The sequence below is a fragment of the Pseudomonas sp. AF03-9 genome (assembly GCF_020515815.1).
Lineage (GTDB): Bacteria > Pseudomonadota > Gammaproteobacteria > Pseudomonadales > Pseudomonadaceae > Aquipseudomonas.
Window position 1 is genome coordinate 575,500 of record NZ_JAHPJF010000002.1, and the last position, 13,686, is coordinate 589,185.

14 protein-coding genes, 1 tRNA gene and 3 pseudogenes are annotated in these 13,686 nt (G+C 60.3%); 11 read left to right on the forward strand and 7 right to left on the reverse strand.

Annotated features, from left to right (window positions below; translation table 11 throughout):
* The 3 genes from ihfA (at position 1) to LIY36_RS06330 (ending at position 807) form a co-directional block, all read left to right on the forward strand.
* Entirely contained in the window at positions 1–303 is a 303-nt protein-coding gene (gene ihfA, locus LIY36_RS06320) for an integration host factor subunit alpha (RefSeq protein WP_002553164.1), read from the forward strand.
* Positions 284–640, forward strand: a complete 357-nt coding sequence (locus LIY36_RS06325) for a MerR family transcriptional regulator (RefSeq protein WP_010209127.1) — start codon at positions 284–286, stop codon at positions 638–640. The genes ihfA and LIY36_RS06325 overlap by 20 nt, the downstream gene beginning before the upstream one ends.
* Positions 641–730: 90 nt before the next feature.
* Positions 731–807, forward strand: a tRNA-Pro gene (locus LIY36_RS06330).
* A 69-nt stretch (positions 808–876) separates the two neighbouring features.
* Here LIY36_RS06330 and LIY36_RS06335 read toward each other — a convergent pair.
* The 3 genes and pseudogenes from LIY36_RS06335 to LIY36_RS06345 form a co-directional block, all read right to left on the reverse strand.
* Positions 877–1,545 (reverse strand): annotated as a pseudogene (locus LIY36_RS06335) (tyrosine-type recombinase/integrase); the annotation flags it as partial.
* Positions 1,473–2,117 (reverse strand): hypothetical protein, encoded by a 645-nt coding sequence (locus LIY36_RS06340; RefSeq protein ID WP_226455126.1) that lies wholly within the window; start codon positions 2,115–2,117, stop codon positions 1,473–1,475. The pseudogene LIY36_RS06335 and the gene LIY36_RS06340, both read right to left, overlap by 73 nt.
* A pseudogene (locus LIY36_RS06345) lies at positions 2,114–2,197 on the reverse strand (exonuclease); the annotation flags it as partial. The pseudogene LIY36_RS06345 and the gene LIY36_RS06340, both read right to left, overlap by 4 nt.
* Positions 2,198–2,559: 362 nt before the next feature.
* On the opposite strand from LIY36_RS06345, the gene LIY36_RS06350 reads away from it, so the two are divergent.
* Positions 2,560–2,916, forward strand: coding sequence for a hypothetical protein (locus LIY36_RS06350; RefSeq protein WP_226455127.1), 357 nt, complete (start codon positions 2,560–2,562; stop codon positions 2,914–2,916).
* Between the two features lie 43 nt (positions 2,917–2,959).
* Positions 2,960–3,334: a hypothetical protein gene (locus LIY36_RS06355; protein WP_226455128.1), complete on the forward strand. Its 375-nt coding sequence runs from the start codon at positions 2,960–2,962 to the stop codon at positions 3,332–3,334.
* 279 nt (positions 3,335–3,613) lie between these two features.
* Here LIY36_RS06355 and LIY36_RS27780 read toward each other — a convergent pair.
* The 4 genes and pseudogenes from LIY36_RS27780 to LIY36_RS06375 form a co-directional block, all read right to left on the reverse strand.
* A pseudogene (locus LIY36_RS27780) lies at positions 3,614–3,832 on the reverse strand (hypothetical protein); the annotation flags it as partial.
* A gap of 191 nt (positions 3,833–4,023) precedes the next feature.
* Entirely contained in the window at positions 4,024–4,350 is a 327-nt protein-coding gene (locus LIY36_RS06365; RefSeq protein ID WP_226455129.1) for a DUF2388 domain-containing protein, read from the reverse strand.
* Between the two features lie 118 nt (positions 4,351–4,468).
* Positions 4,469–4,711 carry a hypothetical protein gene (locus LIY36_RS06370; RefSeq protein ID WP_226455130.1) on the reverse strand — a complete coding sequence of 81 codons (243 nt, stop codon included), beginning with the start codon at positions 4,709–4,711 and terminating at the stop codon, positions 4,469–4,471.
* 151 nt (positions 4,712–4,862) lie between these two features.
* Positions 4,863–5,705, reverse strand: coding sequence for a lipopolysaccharide biosynthesis protein (locus LIY36_RS06375; protein ID WP_226455131.1), 843 nt, complete (start codon positions 5,703–5,705; stop codon positions 4,863–4,865).
* A gap of 376 nt (positions 5,706–6,081) precedes the next feature.
* Here LIY36_RS06375 and LIY36_RS06380 point away from each other — a divergent pair, with 376 nt between their 5' ends.
* The 6 genes from LIY36_RS06380 to LIY36_RS06405 all read left to right on the forward strand — a co-directional run bounded on the left by LIY36_RS06380 (position 6,082) and on the right by LIY36_RS06405 (position 13,573).
* Positions 6,082–6,750: a GntR family transcriptional regulator gene (locus LIY36_RS06380; RefSeq protein ID WP_226455132.1), complete on the forward strand. Its 669-nt coding sequence runs from the start codon at positions 6,082–6,084 to the stop codon at positions 6,748–6,750.
* Positions 6,751–6,827: 77 nt separating this feature from the next.
* Positions 6,828–7,634: an ABC transporter substrate-binding protein gene (locus tag LIY36_RS06385; protein ID WP_226455133.1), complete on the forward strand. Its 807-nt coding sequence runs from the start codon at positions 6,828–6,830 to the stop codon at positions 7,632–7,634.
* Positions 7,635–7,645: 11 nt separating this feature from the next.
* A complete protein-coding gene (locus tag LIY36_RS06390; protein WP_192296801.1) occupies positions 7,646–8,422 on the forward strand; it encodes an amino acid ABC transporter permease in 777 nt (258 codons plus the stop codon).
* Positions 8,423–8,424: 2 nt separating this feature from the next.
* Entirely contained in the window at positions 8,425–9,204 is a 780-nt protein-coding gene (locus LIY36_RS06395; protein ID WP_226455134.1) for an amino acid ABC transporter ATP-binding protein, read from the forward strand.
* Between the two features lie 30 nt (positions 9,205–9,234).
* Positions 9,235–10,845: a gamma-glutamyltransferase family protein gene (locus LIY36_RS06400; RefSeq protein WP_226455135.1), complete on the forward strand. Its 1,611-nt coding sequence runs from the start codon at positions 9,235–9,237 to the stop codon at positions 10,843–10,845.
* Between the two features lie 343 nt (positions 10,846–11,188).
* A complete protein-coding gene (locus tag LIY36_RS06405; protein WP_226455136.1) occupies positions 11,189–13,573 on the forward strand; it encodes a TonB-dependent receptor in 2,385 nt (794 codons plus the stop codon).
* Positions 13,574–13,686 lie beyond the last annotated feature (113 nt).

Below are 13,686 nucleotides of genomic sequence, written 5' to 3' on the forward strand. Positions count from 1 at the left end.
ATGGGGGCTTTGACGAAAGCTGAGATGGCGGAACGTCTGTACGAAGAGCTGGGTCTGAACAAACGCGAGGCCAAGGAATTGGTCGAGCTGTTTTTTGAGGAAATCAGACACGCTCTGGAAGACAACGAGCAGGTCAAGTTGTCCGGTTTCGGCAATTTCGACCTGCGGGACAAACGCCAGCGGCCTGGCCGCAATCCAAAAACGGGAGAAGAAATCCCGATCACGGCTCGCCGTGTGGTCACCTTTCGTCCAGGGCAGAAGTTGAAGGCCCGAGTTGAGGCTTATGCTGGAACCAAGTCATAACGACGAGCTACCCGTCATCCCAGGCAAACGCTACTTCACCATTGGTGAAGTCAGCGAGCTCTGTGCGGTAAAACCGCACGTGCTGCGCTATTGGGAGCAGGAGTTTCCTCAACTCAACCCCGTCAAACGCACCGGGAACCGTCGGTATTATCAGCGCCAGGATGTGCTGATGATCCGACAGATCCGCGCGTTGCTGTATGACCAGGGGTTCACCATCAGCGGTGCGCGCCAGCGTATGTCCGGTGATGAAGCCAAAGACGACACCACCCAATACAAGCAAATGATCCGCCAGATGATCGCCGAGCTCGAAGATGTGCTGGTGGTTTTGAAGAAGTGATACCGGCTTTTAAAATACTTCCACATTTCAAAAGCTTGCGGTATATTCCGGATCGCTTCGTCAAGAAGCGAACCCAGTAACACGCCTAGTCGGGGCGTAGCGCAGTCCGGTAGCGCACTAGCATGGGGTGCTAGGGGTCGAGTGTTCGAATCACTCCGTCCCGACCATATTTTTCAGTAACTTAGCCGAACTCTAGCCAGTTCGGCTTTTTTACGCGTAGGGACTTTTGCGGGGGATCATCCCAATTTCCTCCTCAAGATGGTCAGCGCTGGCCCACGAGAGTCAGTAGCCGACACTTTGTTCGCAGCCTCAATCAAGTGCTGCAACTCCGGGGTAGAATAGTGGCTCGTAATGCTGCCGTTCTTATGCCCCAACAACGCTTTCCGATCTTCCTCCGTCACGCTCGCTGCACGTAGCCTTCTGCCAAAGGTGTGCTTCAAGTCGTGAATCCTGATCGACCTGAATCCGGGGTGTGCTGGCGCCTGGTGGGCTTTCTCCCATTTGTCCGCTGCGCGCACCCTGGCTTTCTTCCAGGCCGAATCATTCATTCGATGCATAGCCGTTGGCCCGAACTGATCTGGCTGCCCATACGGGAACACCAGGTCTTTGTGTAGACCGCGCTGGCCATCGATGATGGATAGCGCCACATTGTTCAAGATCACCAGGCGCTCATCGCCGTTCTTTACCCCTGCTTTTTCACTCCGCCCGCCGAACCCGGCAGGTATCAGAAATACGCTGGTGTTCAACGCCGGCACCCGTATTTCCCAATCCCACCGCAACTTGCACACTTCCTGCTCCCGACAACCCGTGTTCACCTTATAGAGGGCCATCCTCAAAAGGTGGTCGGGCAGCTCAGGAAACAACAGGGCCTGCTCTTCCCAGGACATTGGGTAGGGTTGTCGCCTGCGCCAGACAGCGGATAGTCGATTGAGTGCTTTTCGAGAAGCTTCTTAAGTGTTGTGTTGGTGATATAGAGCTTCCCGCAAACCTGCCGCCTGCTTATGCCGAGCTGCTTGTATGCATTGATCCGCTCCCCAAGAACCAGCTCATGTTCAACCAGCGCCTTCATGCGCTCAGGGCTAGTGCAGGTCCAGCGATTGGCACGCATAAATTTGAAGTCGAACTCCTTTGACATGCTCAGTAGGGTTCGCCTGCCAATGCCTGTGGCCAGGGCGACTTCCGCCTGGATGTGGGTTGGTGCCAGCTCCATGATCTTTGCCACTCGCTGCCGTCGCTGTTCTTCCTGGCGCTCCAGCGGGGTCGGCGGTGGCGGTGCTATGGGCTCAATACGACGCCGAAAAAACGGCTTTGGCGCCGGTGGCATCTGGTTGCTGTAGGTGATGGGCTTGGGCTTGTAGCCGATCGCTTCGGCTACTTCGATCTTGCCGCCTGCCGCTACAAATTCCGCGACCTGGTCGGCAAGCTCATTTGATTTTGGCCGCAGTGCCTCGACCAGGCTTACGTGGTTGCTGATCATGCTGCTATCCCCAGGACTTGATTCATACGCTCATCGAGGATTTCGTAGAAGGTCTTAACCCGTTCGGTGATCTTTCGGATCGATGACGCTACCTTTCAAGGCCTAAGTGATTTTCTACCGGGCTTCAATGAAAAACTACGCGAAGCCAGGATCAGCGCCAAAACAATTAAGCACATTCAGGACAGTCGACCGGAGATTGTTAAGGACGTGCTTGATCGCCTGGAGCGCGGCGTACTGAATGCAGATGAGGTGTTGCCGAATCCGAAGAATGCCAATCGGGTGCTGGTTGTTCTTCATGATGAGCGCGATATTGGACGCAACGAGAAGCGCCACCAAAGCACTGTGCTAGAGGTGTCGGCGAACGGAAAAGGAATTGATGTGGTTTCGGCGATGACTATGCCGGAGCGCACCCTGCAAAAGGCGAGAGTGGCAAAGGTAGGAGTTGAAGCATCACGATCGGAGGGACTGTGTTCCCCTCATCCTCATCAGTCACCAGGCGAACCTGGCGACCTCACTCGGCAGCCGTCAAATTTTCCGGCGGTCGAGCGAGATGCTTCTGATCCCAGTAATATCCAAACTCGAAGGTGGCGCAAGCGATCCAGAATTGCAGGCAGCCCAAGAGATCCTGGCTCGCGTCGAGGACATGCGAATTGGCACAGGCGCCATGGACGCCGACGGCAACCCCATCACCGTATCTGCCCGTGAATTGCTTGCCTGTCCAGATGCAGACATCGCCCAGGCCACCCAGGACGCCAAAGGCTTTGCCGCCGCGGCTGCCTGCTTCCTGCAACGAGGATGATGTGTGAATATGCGGAACCCTCGAAACAATCAGGAATGCATGGATGAAACAGCTGTTTATTCTCGTCGGTATCGCACTTTTGGGCGGATGCGCCACCGAAGGAAAGTACCAAAGAGCGCTCGACATGTGGAAGGGCTCAACTGAGCTTGCTCTGATTCGTGGATGGGGGGCCCCGCAGCAGGCGTACGAATCCGAGGGGCATAAATTTCTGGTTTATTCGAGCAACCGGAATGTGGTAATGCCTGGTGTTTCACCAACCTACCAGACCAATGTCATTGGCAATACCGCATATACCACCGGTTACGGCGGGACGCCGGCAATGAACTTGGATTTTTTCTGCACTACAACGTTTGAGGTTGTCGACGGCAAGGTCTCTTCCTGGTCGTATCGTGGTAACGACTGCACCTCGACGGATTAAATAGTCGGGAAACCGTCTATCCCGCAACCATAGGCTTGCTCCCATTCCAACAGGAGCAAGCCCATGCGCCCCGAATGCATCAAGGCCGTAACCCAGGCAATTGGCCGCCCCCTCAACCAGCAGGAAATCCAGGGCATCGAGAACCGCGTGCGCCGAAACATGAAGCAACTGGCGCAGACCGATACCACCTGGCAATCCAAAACTGCCGCTGACCGGCTCAACGAGGCCGCCGCCAAATCCGCCAAGGATCTGGTGGAAGAGGCGAACCTCAAGAAAAAGCGCGTGGCTCTGACCATCCTGGCCCACGACCGTATCGACAGTTATATGAAGCGCTTCCCGGATCAGCCCCTTGAGGGACTCGACCGTATGTTGGCGTTTTCCGCCGAAGCCCGGCATCTCTTCTTCCTTCCATCCCGCGTAGCAGTTCGCAGCCTCCCTAGCCTCCTTGAATGCTCGCGTCAAATACCTCTCCTCAACCTTCGTCCAGTGGTCCTTTGTCGCGTCTTCGCCGTTTTAAGCTTTTTGCGAGCATCTGGTGATAGCTCAATCTCAACACCTAAGTAGGCAATCCAGCTTCCGTCTGCCTGCAGTTCAATGGCTGCCAAGTACGTCCTGTCCTGTAAATGCCAGGTGAAAAGGATGTCGCCGAAACGAAAGGTCTCGCATTGCGGCCTGCTTGAAGGCCGTTTTCAGAATGATGTAGCTATTGATTGGGCCAGCTGCATGTCTGACATGAGCGGAGAAGGATAGGTCGAATGGTAGTATCTGGATGCCTGCTCAAACTCTGCGCCACGAATCTCGCCGTCTGAACCAATGAATGCCAGGGCGTCGGTCTTGGCTGACTTGAAGATCTTCGGCGGCTCGGTCGTGAGAGATGTGGTCGCGCCAATTAAAATGGTCGGCGCGGAGATTGTGAGAAATACCGCGGCAGCGATAGGGTTGGCGCCATCACCTGATACGGCTGGTGTGCTGATAGACACCAAGAGGGCAATTGCCAGAGTCTTCCATGAATCCATTCTTCGATGCTTCCATTGCGATCTGAGGGCACCACCTTAGCAGGGTCGGGGATCGCCAGATACAAGAAGCCCGGGGCAGGGCCGGGCTGTACACCCAGGCTTGTAGCAGTCGCGAATCTCATGCTTTGGCAGATGGCGCATCTTTGGTCCTCACAATCCTTCCCGCCTTCACCTCATCCGCATAACCCACCAGCCTGTCGGCTTCCTCATAGAACGTGCCCACCCAACCCATCAGGGCTATGGCATTGGCATCGCTGAGTAGGCTGGCCAACCTACCCAGGTCGACACAGGACTGCTCAAGCTTGAAGGCGATGGCCTTCAGGTCGCGGCGCAGTTGCTGGTTTGGCTTGGTGAGCGCCATTAGGCTTACTTAAAGTCACATCGCTACTTTGCGAATTACCGACTGCCACATGTCCGTGATGAGTGGCGCCGACCTTGCTCGGGCGATACGTAAAGGCGCAGTTGTTGGTCGAATGCTGCCAGGCATCGCCGGCCTGCCCAACTTGCATCAGTTATCCAAGCAACGCCTGTGCTTGCGCCAACGTCACTCGCGGCACCACTGCCTCCGGAATCCTCGAACAATCCGAAAGGTTATAAACCCTGAACCCATCCCCAATGACCTTCTCGGACATCAACTCAAACGACGGCAATATCCGCGTGTGATAGTGCTGGTCCAGCCCGCAAGGGGAGTTGATGCCCTCCCGCTTTTCGTAAAACCTTCCCGATTTCTCGTTCAGATCCACCCCCACCAAAAACACCTTGGAAAACCCCAGATGATAGGCCAGCTGCAAGGCCAGGTAAGCCACGGTGCGTGCGTCAAAGAAGCCCTCGCTCATGTCCTTGCTGAACCCAACAGGCCGCTGGCGAAATCCCGGCAACGCATGATTGGCGACCAGCGCCTCATGTTTGCCCAGAACAGCGTCGAGCCAGGACGGGCGTTTTGCCTTGGATAGCGGATACACCCGTCCGGTAGGACGAATGCCCGACGAACGTGCGTGATCTTCCCAAAGTGCCACGTTCTGGCTGACAGCCATCGCGTACTTGAACAACTCCGGCTGTTGCTCGGAAAAGCTCTTGTCGGTGCAGGCGTAAAAACACGGTTTAACGCCGGTATCCATAAACATCGAAATAGCGCCATTCATCGTGATCATCGGCACGTGGGCAAACTGTTCGAATGGAAACGACTTGGCCGACATGCCGGACGCGATGATGAACACAGGCCCGGTGCGGGTGTTTCGACAGGCGTCAAAATCGTGCAGAGTCAGCTGGGATCGCCGTGATCCCGACGCTGCTGCATACAAAGCCTGCTGACTGTCGCGGGCAGGCGTGGTGTCGACGAGGGACATCGGTTTCATCGGACCCAACCATGCAATAAAGTAAAAATGTGTATAGGGTCGGATCTTAGGGGGCTCGGATAATTCAATTAATGAAGAAAACTACATAAACCCCCGCTCAAAACGACTGCCCCATAGAGAACTGGAAAATCTGCTTGTCCGCTCCCACATTGGGTGTGTACCCGCCCCGACAACGCTACCGTTCGGCACAGTATTGGGGCAGCCGCTGGGCTATTCGGTAGCACAACCCGCCTTCCTTGCCTGCATGTCCGTAAGCCGAGCATGCCGGTTACTTTCTTTAAATCAGTGACTTAATCCGGCTACACAGCAGTTGGCACACATCCTGCTTTTTTGCATTCGTGGATAATTGGATACAAAAATTCAAAAGGTGCTGCCGATGCAATTTGCCCCCGCTTATGTAGACCGCCAGCCCCTCACCGCCGAGGAGGAGGCCTACAACTTTCTGCTCGATGCCATTTGCGGTGGCCGCTACCGCAAGGGCGACCGGCTGATCGCCGAAGACATCGCCAGTGAAATCGGCATGAGCCGCATGCCGGTGCGTGAAGCGTTCCGCCGCCTGGATGCCCAGGGCCTGGTGACCCTGCGCCCCAACCGTGGCGCGATCGTCAGCGGCCTGGACATCGATGAATTGCACGAAGTCTTCGAAATGCGCAGCGCCCTCGAAGGCCTGGCAGTGCGTGTCGCGGTCGGCCGTATCGGCGAACGCCAACTGGCCGCCCTGGAGCGCATGCTCGACGAGATGGACGACTACCGCGACGAAAGCGCCGCCTGGGTCAGTCGCCACCGTGCCTTCCACGAATACCTGTGCAGCCTCAGCGGTCGCCCGCGCTTGATGAAGCAGATTTCGGCGCTCTATTCGCTGGTGGAAGCCCCCATGCGCCTGTGGTTGCAACACGGCGACAAACCCCTCAGCGCCCGCCAGGAACACGCGGTGATCCTCGCAGCCATCCGCGCCGGTGACGCCGCCCGCGCCGAAGCCGTGGTGCGCGAGCACATCGAAGGCACCGTGCCGGCGCTGATCCAGTTTTTGCAAACGGAACAATAATCAGAGGCGGGCCCAAGCCCGCCCGTGTTTTGACTTTGAGTCCTGCCCCGTTATTCAACGAACTGGAGTGTCTGGTCATGCATAAACGCCGCGCCTTGCTGGTGGCTCTCTCCCTCGGGCTCTGCACACCATGGGCCGTTGCCGCGCCCCAGGTGCCGGAGCGCTTGCAGAAAGTCGACAAACTCACCTACTGCTCGGGGATGGATTCACCACCCCTGGTGTCCTTCGATGAAACGCAGAAACCGCGCGGGTTGACCGTCGACCTGGGCCTGGAAATCGCCAGGCGCCTGGGCGACAAACAGGTGCAATGGCGCGTGATCCCGTTCTCCGGCCTGGTGCCGGCGTTGCTCGCCCAGCAGTGCGACATGATCGTCGACCAACTGTTCGACAAGCCCGAGCGGCGCCAAGTGATCGACATCGTCAACTACATGTATTCCAGCCAGTCGGTGGTGGTGCCCAAGGGCAACCCCAAGGGCATCAAGACCCTGGATGACTTGTCCGCGCACAAGGTCGCGGTGCTCAACGGTTCCACCATCAAGACCCTGCTCGACACACAGAACGACAGCCTGACCAAAGCCGGCAAGCCGCCGATGAAACTGGTGGTGTACAACACCGACACCGATGCGTTCCAGGCCTTGCGCATCAACCAGGTCGACGCCTACGGCACCACTGTGGAAACCGCCGGCTACTACGCGGCGATGGCCCCCGACCTGTTCCAGGAAGGCGTGCCGGCGTTCAGTCGTATCCTCACCGGCCTGGGCATGCGCAAGGACGATCCACAGCTCACCGCCGCCGTGCAGCAGGTGATCAGCGACATGCGCAGCGACGGCAGCTACACGCAATTGCTGAACAAATGGCATGTCAGCAGCGACACACTCGACTGAGGTTTCCCGCAATGAACTTCAATTGGGATGTGTTCTGGCAGTACCTGTTGCAGCCCAGCGGGGTTTACCTCACCGGGCTCTGGCTGACCTGCCTGATCAGCGTGTTGGCTATGCTGCTGGGCTGCGTGCTGGGGTTGGCGGCGGCACTGTTGCGGCTGTCGAGGAACCCGCTGTTGCACCTGCCGGTACGCTTTTATGTGTGGCTGATGCGCGGCACGCCGCTGCTGGTGCAGATCGTATTTCTGTACACGGCGCTGGCGGCGGGCGGGCTGTTCCGCTTCGAAGACATCGAGCTGTTCGGCCTGATCGTGCCCGGCAATATCCAGGCGGCCATCATCGCCCTGGGCCTCAACGAAGGTGCGTACATGGCCGAGATCATCCGTGCCGGCATCGGTGCGGTGGACAAGGGCCAGTACGAAGCCGGGCGTTCCCTGGGCATGGGTTTTGCCAAGCTGATGCGGCGCATCGTGCTGCCCCAGGCGTTCCGCGTGATCGTGCCGCCGCTGGGCAACGAGTTCAATGTGATGCTCAAGAACACCACCCTTGTCAGCGTGATCGGCGTGCAAGAGTTGCTGCTCAGCACGCAGATGGTCACCTCGGCGACGTTCCGTGTGTTCGAGTTGTACCTGGTGGTTGCTATCTACTTCCTGATGCTCACCACCCTGTGGGGCTTCTTCCAGCGCTGGCTGGAGGCGCGCTTCGGCCAGTCCGACCGGCCATCCGGGCCACCGCCCGCGTCCAGCCGCATGTTCGGGCGCAGCACCTTGAAACTGCTGAGGGGACGCTGACCATGGCGCATAAAAGTGAAGAACTGATCATCGAAGCCCAGGACCTGCACAAGTCGTTCGGCGACCTGCAGATCCTCAAGGGCATCTCCTTGAACGTGCGGCGCGGTGAAGTGGTGGTGTTGATCGGCGCCTCGGGCTCGGGCAAGACCACCTTTATCCGCTGCATCAACCTGCTCGAAGACATCCAGGGCGGACGCATCCGCGTCAACGGCCGCGCCATGGGCTATCGCGAACGCAGCGACGGCAGCCTGGTGCGCGACTCAGAACGCAACATCGCCCGCCAGCGCCGCGACATCGGCATGTTGTTCCAGCGCTTCAATCTGTTCCCGCACATGACCGCGCTGGAAAACATCATCGAAGCGCCGATCCACGTGCTCGGCACCCCGCGTGCCGAAGCCCTCGAGCAGGCCCGTGGCTTGCTGGCGCGGGTCGGCCTGGCGGACAAGGCCAGTCACTACCCGTCGATGCTTTCCGGCGGCCAGCAACAACGCGTGGCGATTGCCCGTGCGCTGGCGATGAAACCCCAGGCCATGCTGTTCGACGAGCCCACCAGCGCCCTCGACCCGGAAACCGTCGGCGAAGTGCTGCAAGTGATGAAGGAGTTGGCCGAGGAGGGCATGACCATGGTGGTGGTCACCCACGAAATGGGATTTGCCCGTGAAGTGGCCGATCGCGTGGTGGTGCTCGACCAGGGCGAACTGATCGAACAGGGGCCGCCGGAACAGATTTTCAGCCACCCCAGCCACCCGCGGACCCAAGCGTTTCTCAGCCGCGTGTTATGACTTCAAACCTTGTGTGGAAGAGCCTTTGCCATGTTGAATTTTTCTGCTCACGAGTACCCCTATCCGTCGCAACGCCAGAGTGTGTTCGCCAGGCGCGGCATGGTCGCTGCCTCCCAGCCGCTGGCGGCCCAGGCCGGTATCGAAATCATGCAACAGGGCGGCAATGCCATCGACGCGGCGATTGCCACGGCGGCGGCGTTGACCGTGGTTGAGCCCACCGGCTGCGGCCTGGGCGGCGATGCGTTTGCATTGGTGTGGTGCAAGGGCCGGTTGCACGGCCTGAACGGCAACGGCCATGCGCCGGCGGCCTTGAGCGTCGAGGCGGTCAAGGCGGCAGGGCATGAGCAGATGCCGTTGTACGGCTGGACCCCGGTCACCGTACCCGGTTGCCCGTCGGCCTGGGCCGAGCTGTCACAACGCTTCGGCAAGCTGGCGTTTGCCGCGTTGCTGCAACCGGCCATTCGCCTGGCGCGTGACGGTTTCCCGCTGTCGCCGGTGGTCGCCCAGCAATGGCAGAGCGCGCTGGACGAATTCAGCCCCCATCGCGACGCCGTGCTGGACGCCTGGTTCGACACCTTCCTGATCGATGGCCGCGCACCCCGGGCGGGGGAGATTTTCCGCAACCCGGCCCAGGCGCGCACCCTCGAGGAACTTGCTGCCAGCCGTTGCGAAAGCCTGTATCGCGGCGCCTTGGCTGCGCGTCTCGATGCACATTCCAGGGCCACGGGCGGCTACCTGCGCGCCACCGATCTGCAAGACTACCGCGCCCAGTGGGTCGAACCGATCCACATCAACTACCGCGGCGTCGACGTCTGGGAAATCCCCCCCAGCGGCCAGGGCCTGGTGGCCTTGATGGCGCTGAAAATCCTCGAAGGCTTCAGCTTCGATCACCGCGACAGCCAACAGACCTGGCACCGCCAGTTGGAGGCGATGAAACTCGCCTACAGCGACGGCCTGCACTACATCACCGACCCGCTGCACATGCGCGTGGCCGTTGCGGATCTGCTCAGCGACGACTACAGCCGCCGCCGCCGCGCCCAGATCAGTGAACACGCCCAGCCGCCCAAACCGGGCGATCCTCATGCCAGTGGCACGGTGTACCTGGCCACGGCGGATGCCGAAGGCAACATGGTCTCGTTCATCCAAAGCAACTACCACGGCTTCGGCTCCGGCGTGGTGCTGCCCGACAGCGGCATCGCATTGCAGAACCGTGGGCAGGAATTCAGCCTCGACCCGGCCCACGCCAACTGCCTGGCACCGGGCAAAAAAACCTTCCACACCATCATCCCCGGCTTCCTCACCAAAGACGGCGAGGCTCTCGGGCCGTTTGGCGTGATGGGCGGCTACATGCAGCCCCAGGGGCATGTGCAGATGGTGATGAACCTCGTGGATTTCGGCCTCAACCCGCAAGCCGCCCTGGACGCGCCGCGCTGGCAATGGCTGGGCGAGATGAAGGTCGGTATCGAACAAGGCGCTTCCCGCGACCTGGCCAATGCCCTGGCGCGGCGGGGGCATCAGGTGCAAATCGCCAGCGACCTCACCGATTACGGGCGCGGGCAGATCATCCTGCGTGATCCGGTCAGCGGCGTGCTATGCGGTGGCACCGAGCCGAGGGCCGACTCCCATATCGCCCTCTGGTGACCCCCGACGACCTGTAGTGAGCGGGCTTGCCCGCGCTGGGTGGCGAAGCCGCCCCAAATCGATCTCTGGTGCCCCCCGACGACCTTGTAGTGAGCGGGCTTGCCCCGCGCTGGGGGGCGAAGCCGCCCTAAACCCAGGCGCCGCGGTGTATCAGAAAGACCGAGGCGCGTGGATTTGGGGCGGCTTCGCCCCCCAGCGCGGGGCAAGCCCGCTCACTACATAGGGCGCGCGCTAACACAACGAGGTTTTTGGCGCGGGCTGAAAAATAATTCAAATAGTCTGTCCCTTTTTTTCGCGTCACCGGTCATTTGAGGTAAGTGCACATCATCGAGAGCTTCCTTCAATGCCCGTAGTCCGCCCCTTGCTCAACCTGAGCCTGCTGCTGAGCCTCAGCGCCGGCCCGCTATTCGCCACTGTCTGCTACGCCGACGACGCCCGCCGCAGTTACCAGGTGCCCGCCGGTAGCCTGAGCGCGGCGCTTACCCGGTTTGCCGGGCTGGCGGGGGTCAACCTGTCGGTGGACCCGGCACTCGTCAGCGGGCGCAGCAGCAGTGGTTTGTCCGGCGAGTTTGCCGTGGAGGAGGGCTTCGCACGCCTGCTGCAAGGTTCCGGCCTGCAACTGCAACCCGTCGGCGATTCAGCCTACATGCTCATCCCGGCACCGGATGGCAGCAGCCTGGAACTGGCCCCGACCTCGATCCTCGGCACCACCGGCCTGTACGACGGCGACACCTACGCCGGTGGCCAAGTGGCGCGGCGTGGCGCCCAGGGCATTCTCGGTACGCGGGACTTCATGGAAACCCCGTTCAGCATCACCACCTACACCGCCGACGCGGTGAAGAACCAGCAAGCACGCACCCTGGGCGAACTGATCGCCAGCGACCCATCGGTACGCGCCACCAACCCGGCCGGTGGGCGCTACGAGCAATTCACCATCCGCGGCTTCAGCCTGTTCAACAGTGATGTGTCCTATAACGGCCTGTACGGCGTGCTGCCGACCTACAGCATTGATATGGAAATGGCCGACCGCGTCGACATCTTCAAAGGCCCGACCCAGTTGATCAACGGCATTTCACCCCGTGGCAGCGTGGGCGGTGGGATCAACGTAGTGCCCAAGCGCGCCACCGACAAGGACATCACCTCGTTCACCGGCACCTGGGCTTCCGAAAGCCAGGCGGGCGGTGCAGTGGATGTGGGCCGGCGGTTTGGCGAGGACAACAAATTCGGCATCCGCTTCAACGGCGTGAAGCAGTCCGGCGACACCGAATGGGATCACCAGAGCGTCGACCGTGAAATGGCCGTGCTCGGCCTGGATTTCCGTGGCGAGCGCCTGCGCCTTTCCACCGACATCGGCCACACCGAGCGCGACACCGACGCCCCCCAGGAACGCGTGCAAGTCGCCGCCGCCGCGCCGGTGCCCAGCGCCAACGATGTGCGCCGCAACTATGCGCAATCCTGGAGCAAGGCGCGCACCAACGACACCTTTGGCACGGTCAACGGCGAGTACGACCTCAGCGACAACGTGATGCTCTACGGCGGCTTCGGTGCGCGTAAAAGCAACCATGACTTCCTGCGTCACGCGGTCTCCGTCACTAACGCCGCCGGTGATTTCAGTGTGCTGCCCCGTGACTTCACCCGCGATGAAAATGTGCGCACCTACACGGCGGGCGTGCGCAACTGGTTCCATACCGGGCCGGTGAGCCATGAGGTCAACCTGGCCGCCAGCTACTTCGACATGGATTTCACCAACGGCGGCGCGCGGTACGCGACGGCCTCCAGCAACCTCTACAACCCGGTGCAGACCCCGACACCGTCCACGGCCACGCGCCAGGACGCCAAGGTCTATACCGAGAACAAATTCAGCGGCGTGGCCTTGTCCGACACCCTGGGCTTCTTTGACGACCGCCTGCTGCTGACCCTCGGCGCACGCTGGCAGCGGGTCAAGGTGACTGACTGGAGCAACGGCGTCAAAGGCAAGACCGGCTACGACGAAGAAAAGGTCTCGCCCTCCGGCGGCCTGCTGTTCAAGGCCACCGACCGGCTGTCGCTGTACGCCAACTACATGGAAGGCCTGAGTCAGGGCAAGATCGCGCCGACCACATCGCGCAACAGCGACGAGATCTTCCCGCCGTTCATCAGCCGCCAGGTTGAAGTCGGGGCCAAATACGACGCCGGTGCCGTCGCCGTGACGGCAGCGGTGTTCCGCATCAAGCAACCGGCCTATGAAACCAACGCCACCACGCGGCTGTTCGGGCCCAACGGCAAGCGCGAGAACACCGGTGCAGAACTGAGTGTGTTCGGCGAACCGCTCAAGGGTGTGCGTTTGCTTGGCGGCGTGATGTACATCGACAGCAAACTCAAAGACACCACCAACGGCGCCTGGGACGGCAACCGCGCCCCGGCCACCCCCAAATACAACGTCAACCTTGGCGCCGAGTGGGATGTGCCGGGCCTGGAAGGCTTGACCCTGACCAGCCGCGGCATCCACTCCAGCTCGCAGTACCTGGACCAATCCAACGTCAAGGAAATCGACGCCTGGAACCGCATCGACGTGGGCGCGCGGTATGCCTTCAAAGTGGACGACAAACACGTGACCCTGCGCGCAAACGTGGAAAACGTCGCGGATAAACGCTACTGGAGCTCGGCCGGTGCATCGGACGACAGCGAGCCAGGCCTGACATTGGCGACACCGCGCACCTACCTGCTCTCGGCCACTGTCGATTTCTAACGGGTGCACACCCATCGACATGTGGGAGCGGGCTTGCTCGCGAAAGCGGAGTGTCAGTCACAACATGTATTGGCTGATCCACCGCATTCGCGAGCAAGCCCGCTCCCACAGGT

Bases quoted from the DNA above. Each gene is read 5' to 3' on its own strand.
- LIY36_RS06405 (WP_226455136.1), top strand. From the start codon at position 11,189: ATGCCCGTAGTCCGCCCCTTGCTCAACCTGAGCCTGCTGCTGAGCCTC.
- LIY36_RS06355 (WP_226455128.1), top strand. From the start codon at position 2,960: ATGAAACAGCTGTTTATTCTCGTCGGTATCGCACTTTTGGGCGGATGC.
- LIY36_RS06365 (WP_226455129.1), bottom strand. From the start codon at position 4,350: ATGGATTCATGGAAGACTCTGGCAATTGCCCTCTTGGTGTCTATCAGC.
- LIY36_RS06380 (WP_226455132.1), top strand. From the start codon at position 6,082: ATGCAATTTGCCCCCGCTTATGTAGACCGCCAGCCCCTCACCGCCGAG.
- LIY36_RS06375 (WP_226455131.1), bottom strand. From the start codon at position 5,705: ATGAAACCGATGTCCCTCGTCGACACCACGCCTGCCCGCGACAGTCAG.
- LIY36_RS06385 (WP_226455133.1), top strand. From the start codon at position 6,828: ATGCATAAACGCCGCGCCTTGCTGGTGGCTCTCTCCCTCGGGCTCTGC.
- LIY36_RS06400 (WP_226455135.1), top strand. From the start codon at position 9,235: ATGTTGAATTTTTCTGCTCACGAGTACCCCTATCCGTCGCAACGCCAG.
- LIY36_RS06325 (WP_010209127.1), top strand. From the start codon at position 284: ATGCTGGAACCAAGTCATAACGACGAGCTACCCGTCATCCCAGGCAAA.
- LIY36_RS06370 (WP_226455130.1), bottom strand. From the start codon at position 4,711: ATGGCGCTCACCAAGCCAAACCAGCAACTGCGCCGCGACCTGAAGGCC.
- LIY36_RS06340 (WP_226455126.1), bottom strand. From the start codon at position 2,117: ATGATCAGCAACCACGTAAGCCTGGTCGAGGCACTGCGGCCAAAATCA.
- LIY36_RS06395 (WP_226455134.1), top strand. From the start codon at position 8,425: ATGGCGCATAAAAGTGAAGAACTGATCATCGAAGCCCAGGACCTGCAC.
- LIY36_RS06390 (WP_192296801.1), top strand. From the start codon at position 7,646: ATGAACTTCAATTGGGATGTGTTCTGGCAGTACCTGTTGCAGCCCAGC.
- ihfA (WP_002553164.1), top strand. From the start codon at position 1: ATGGGGGCTTTGACGAAAGCTGAGATGGCGGAACGTCTGTACGAAGAG.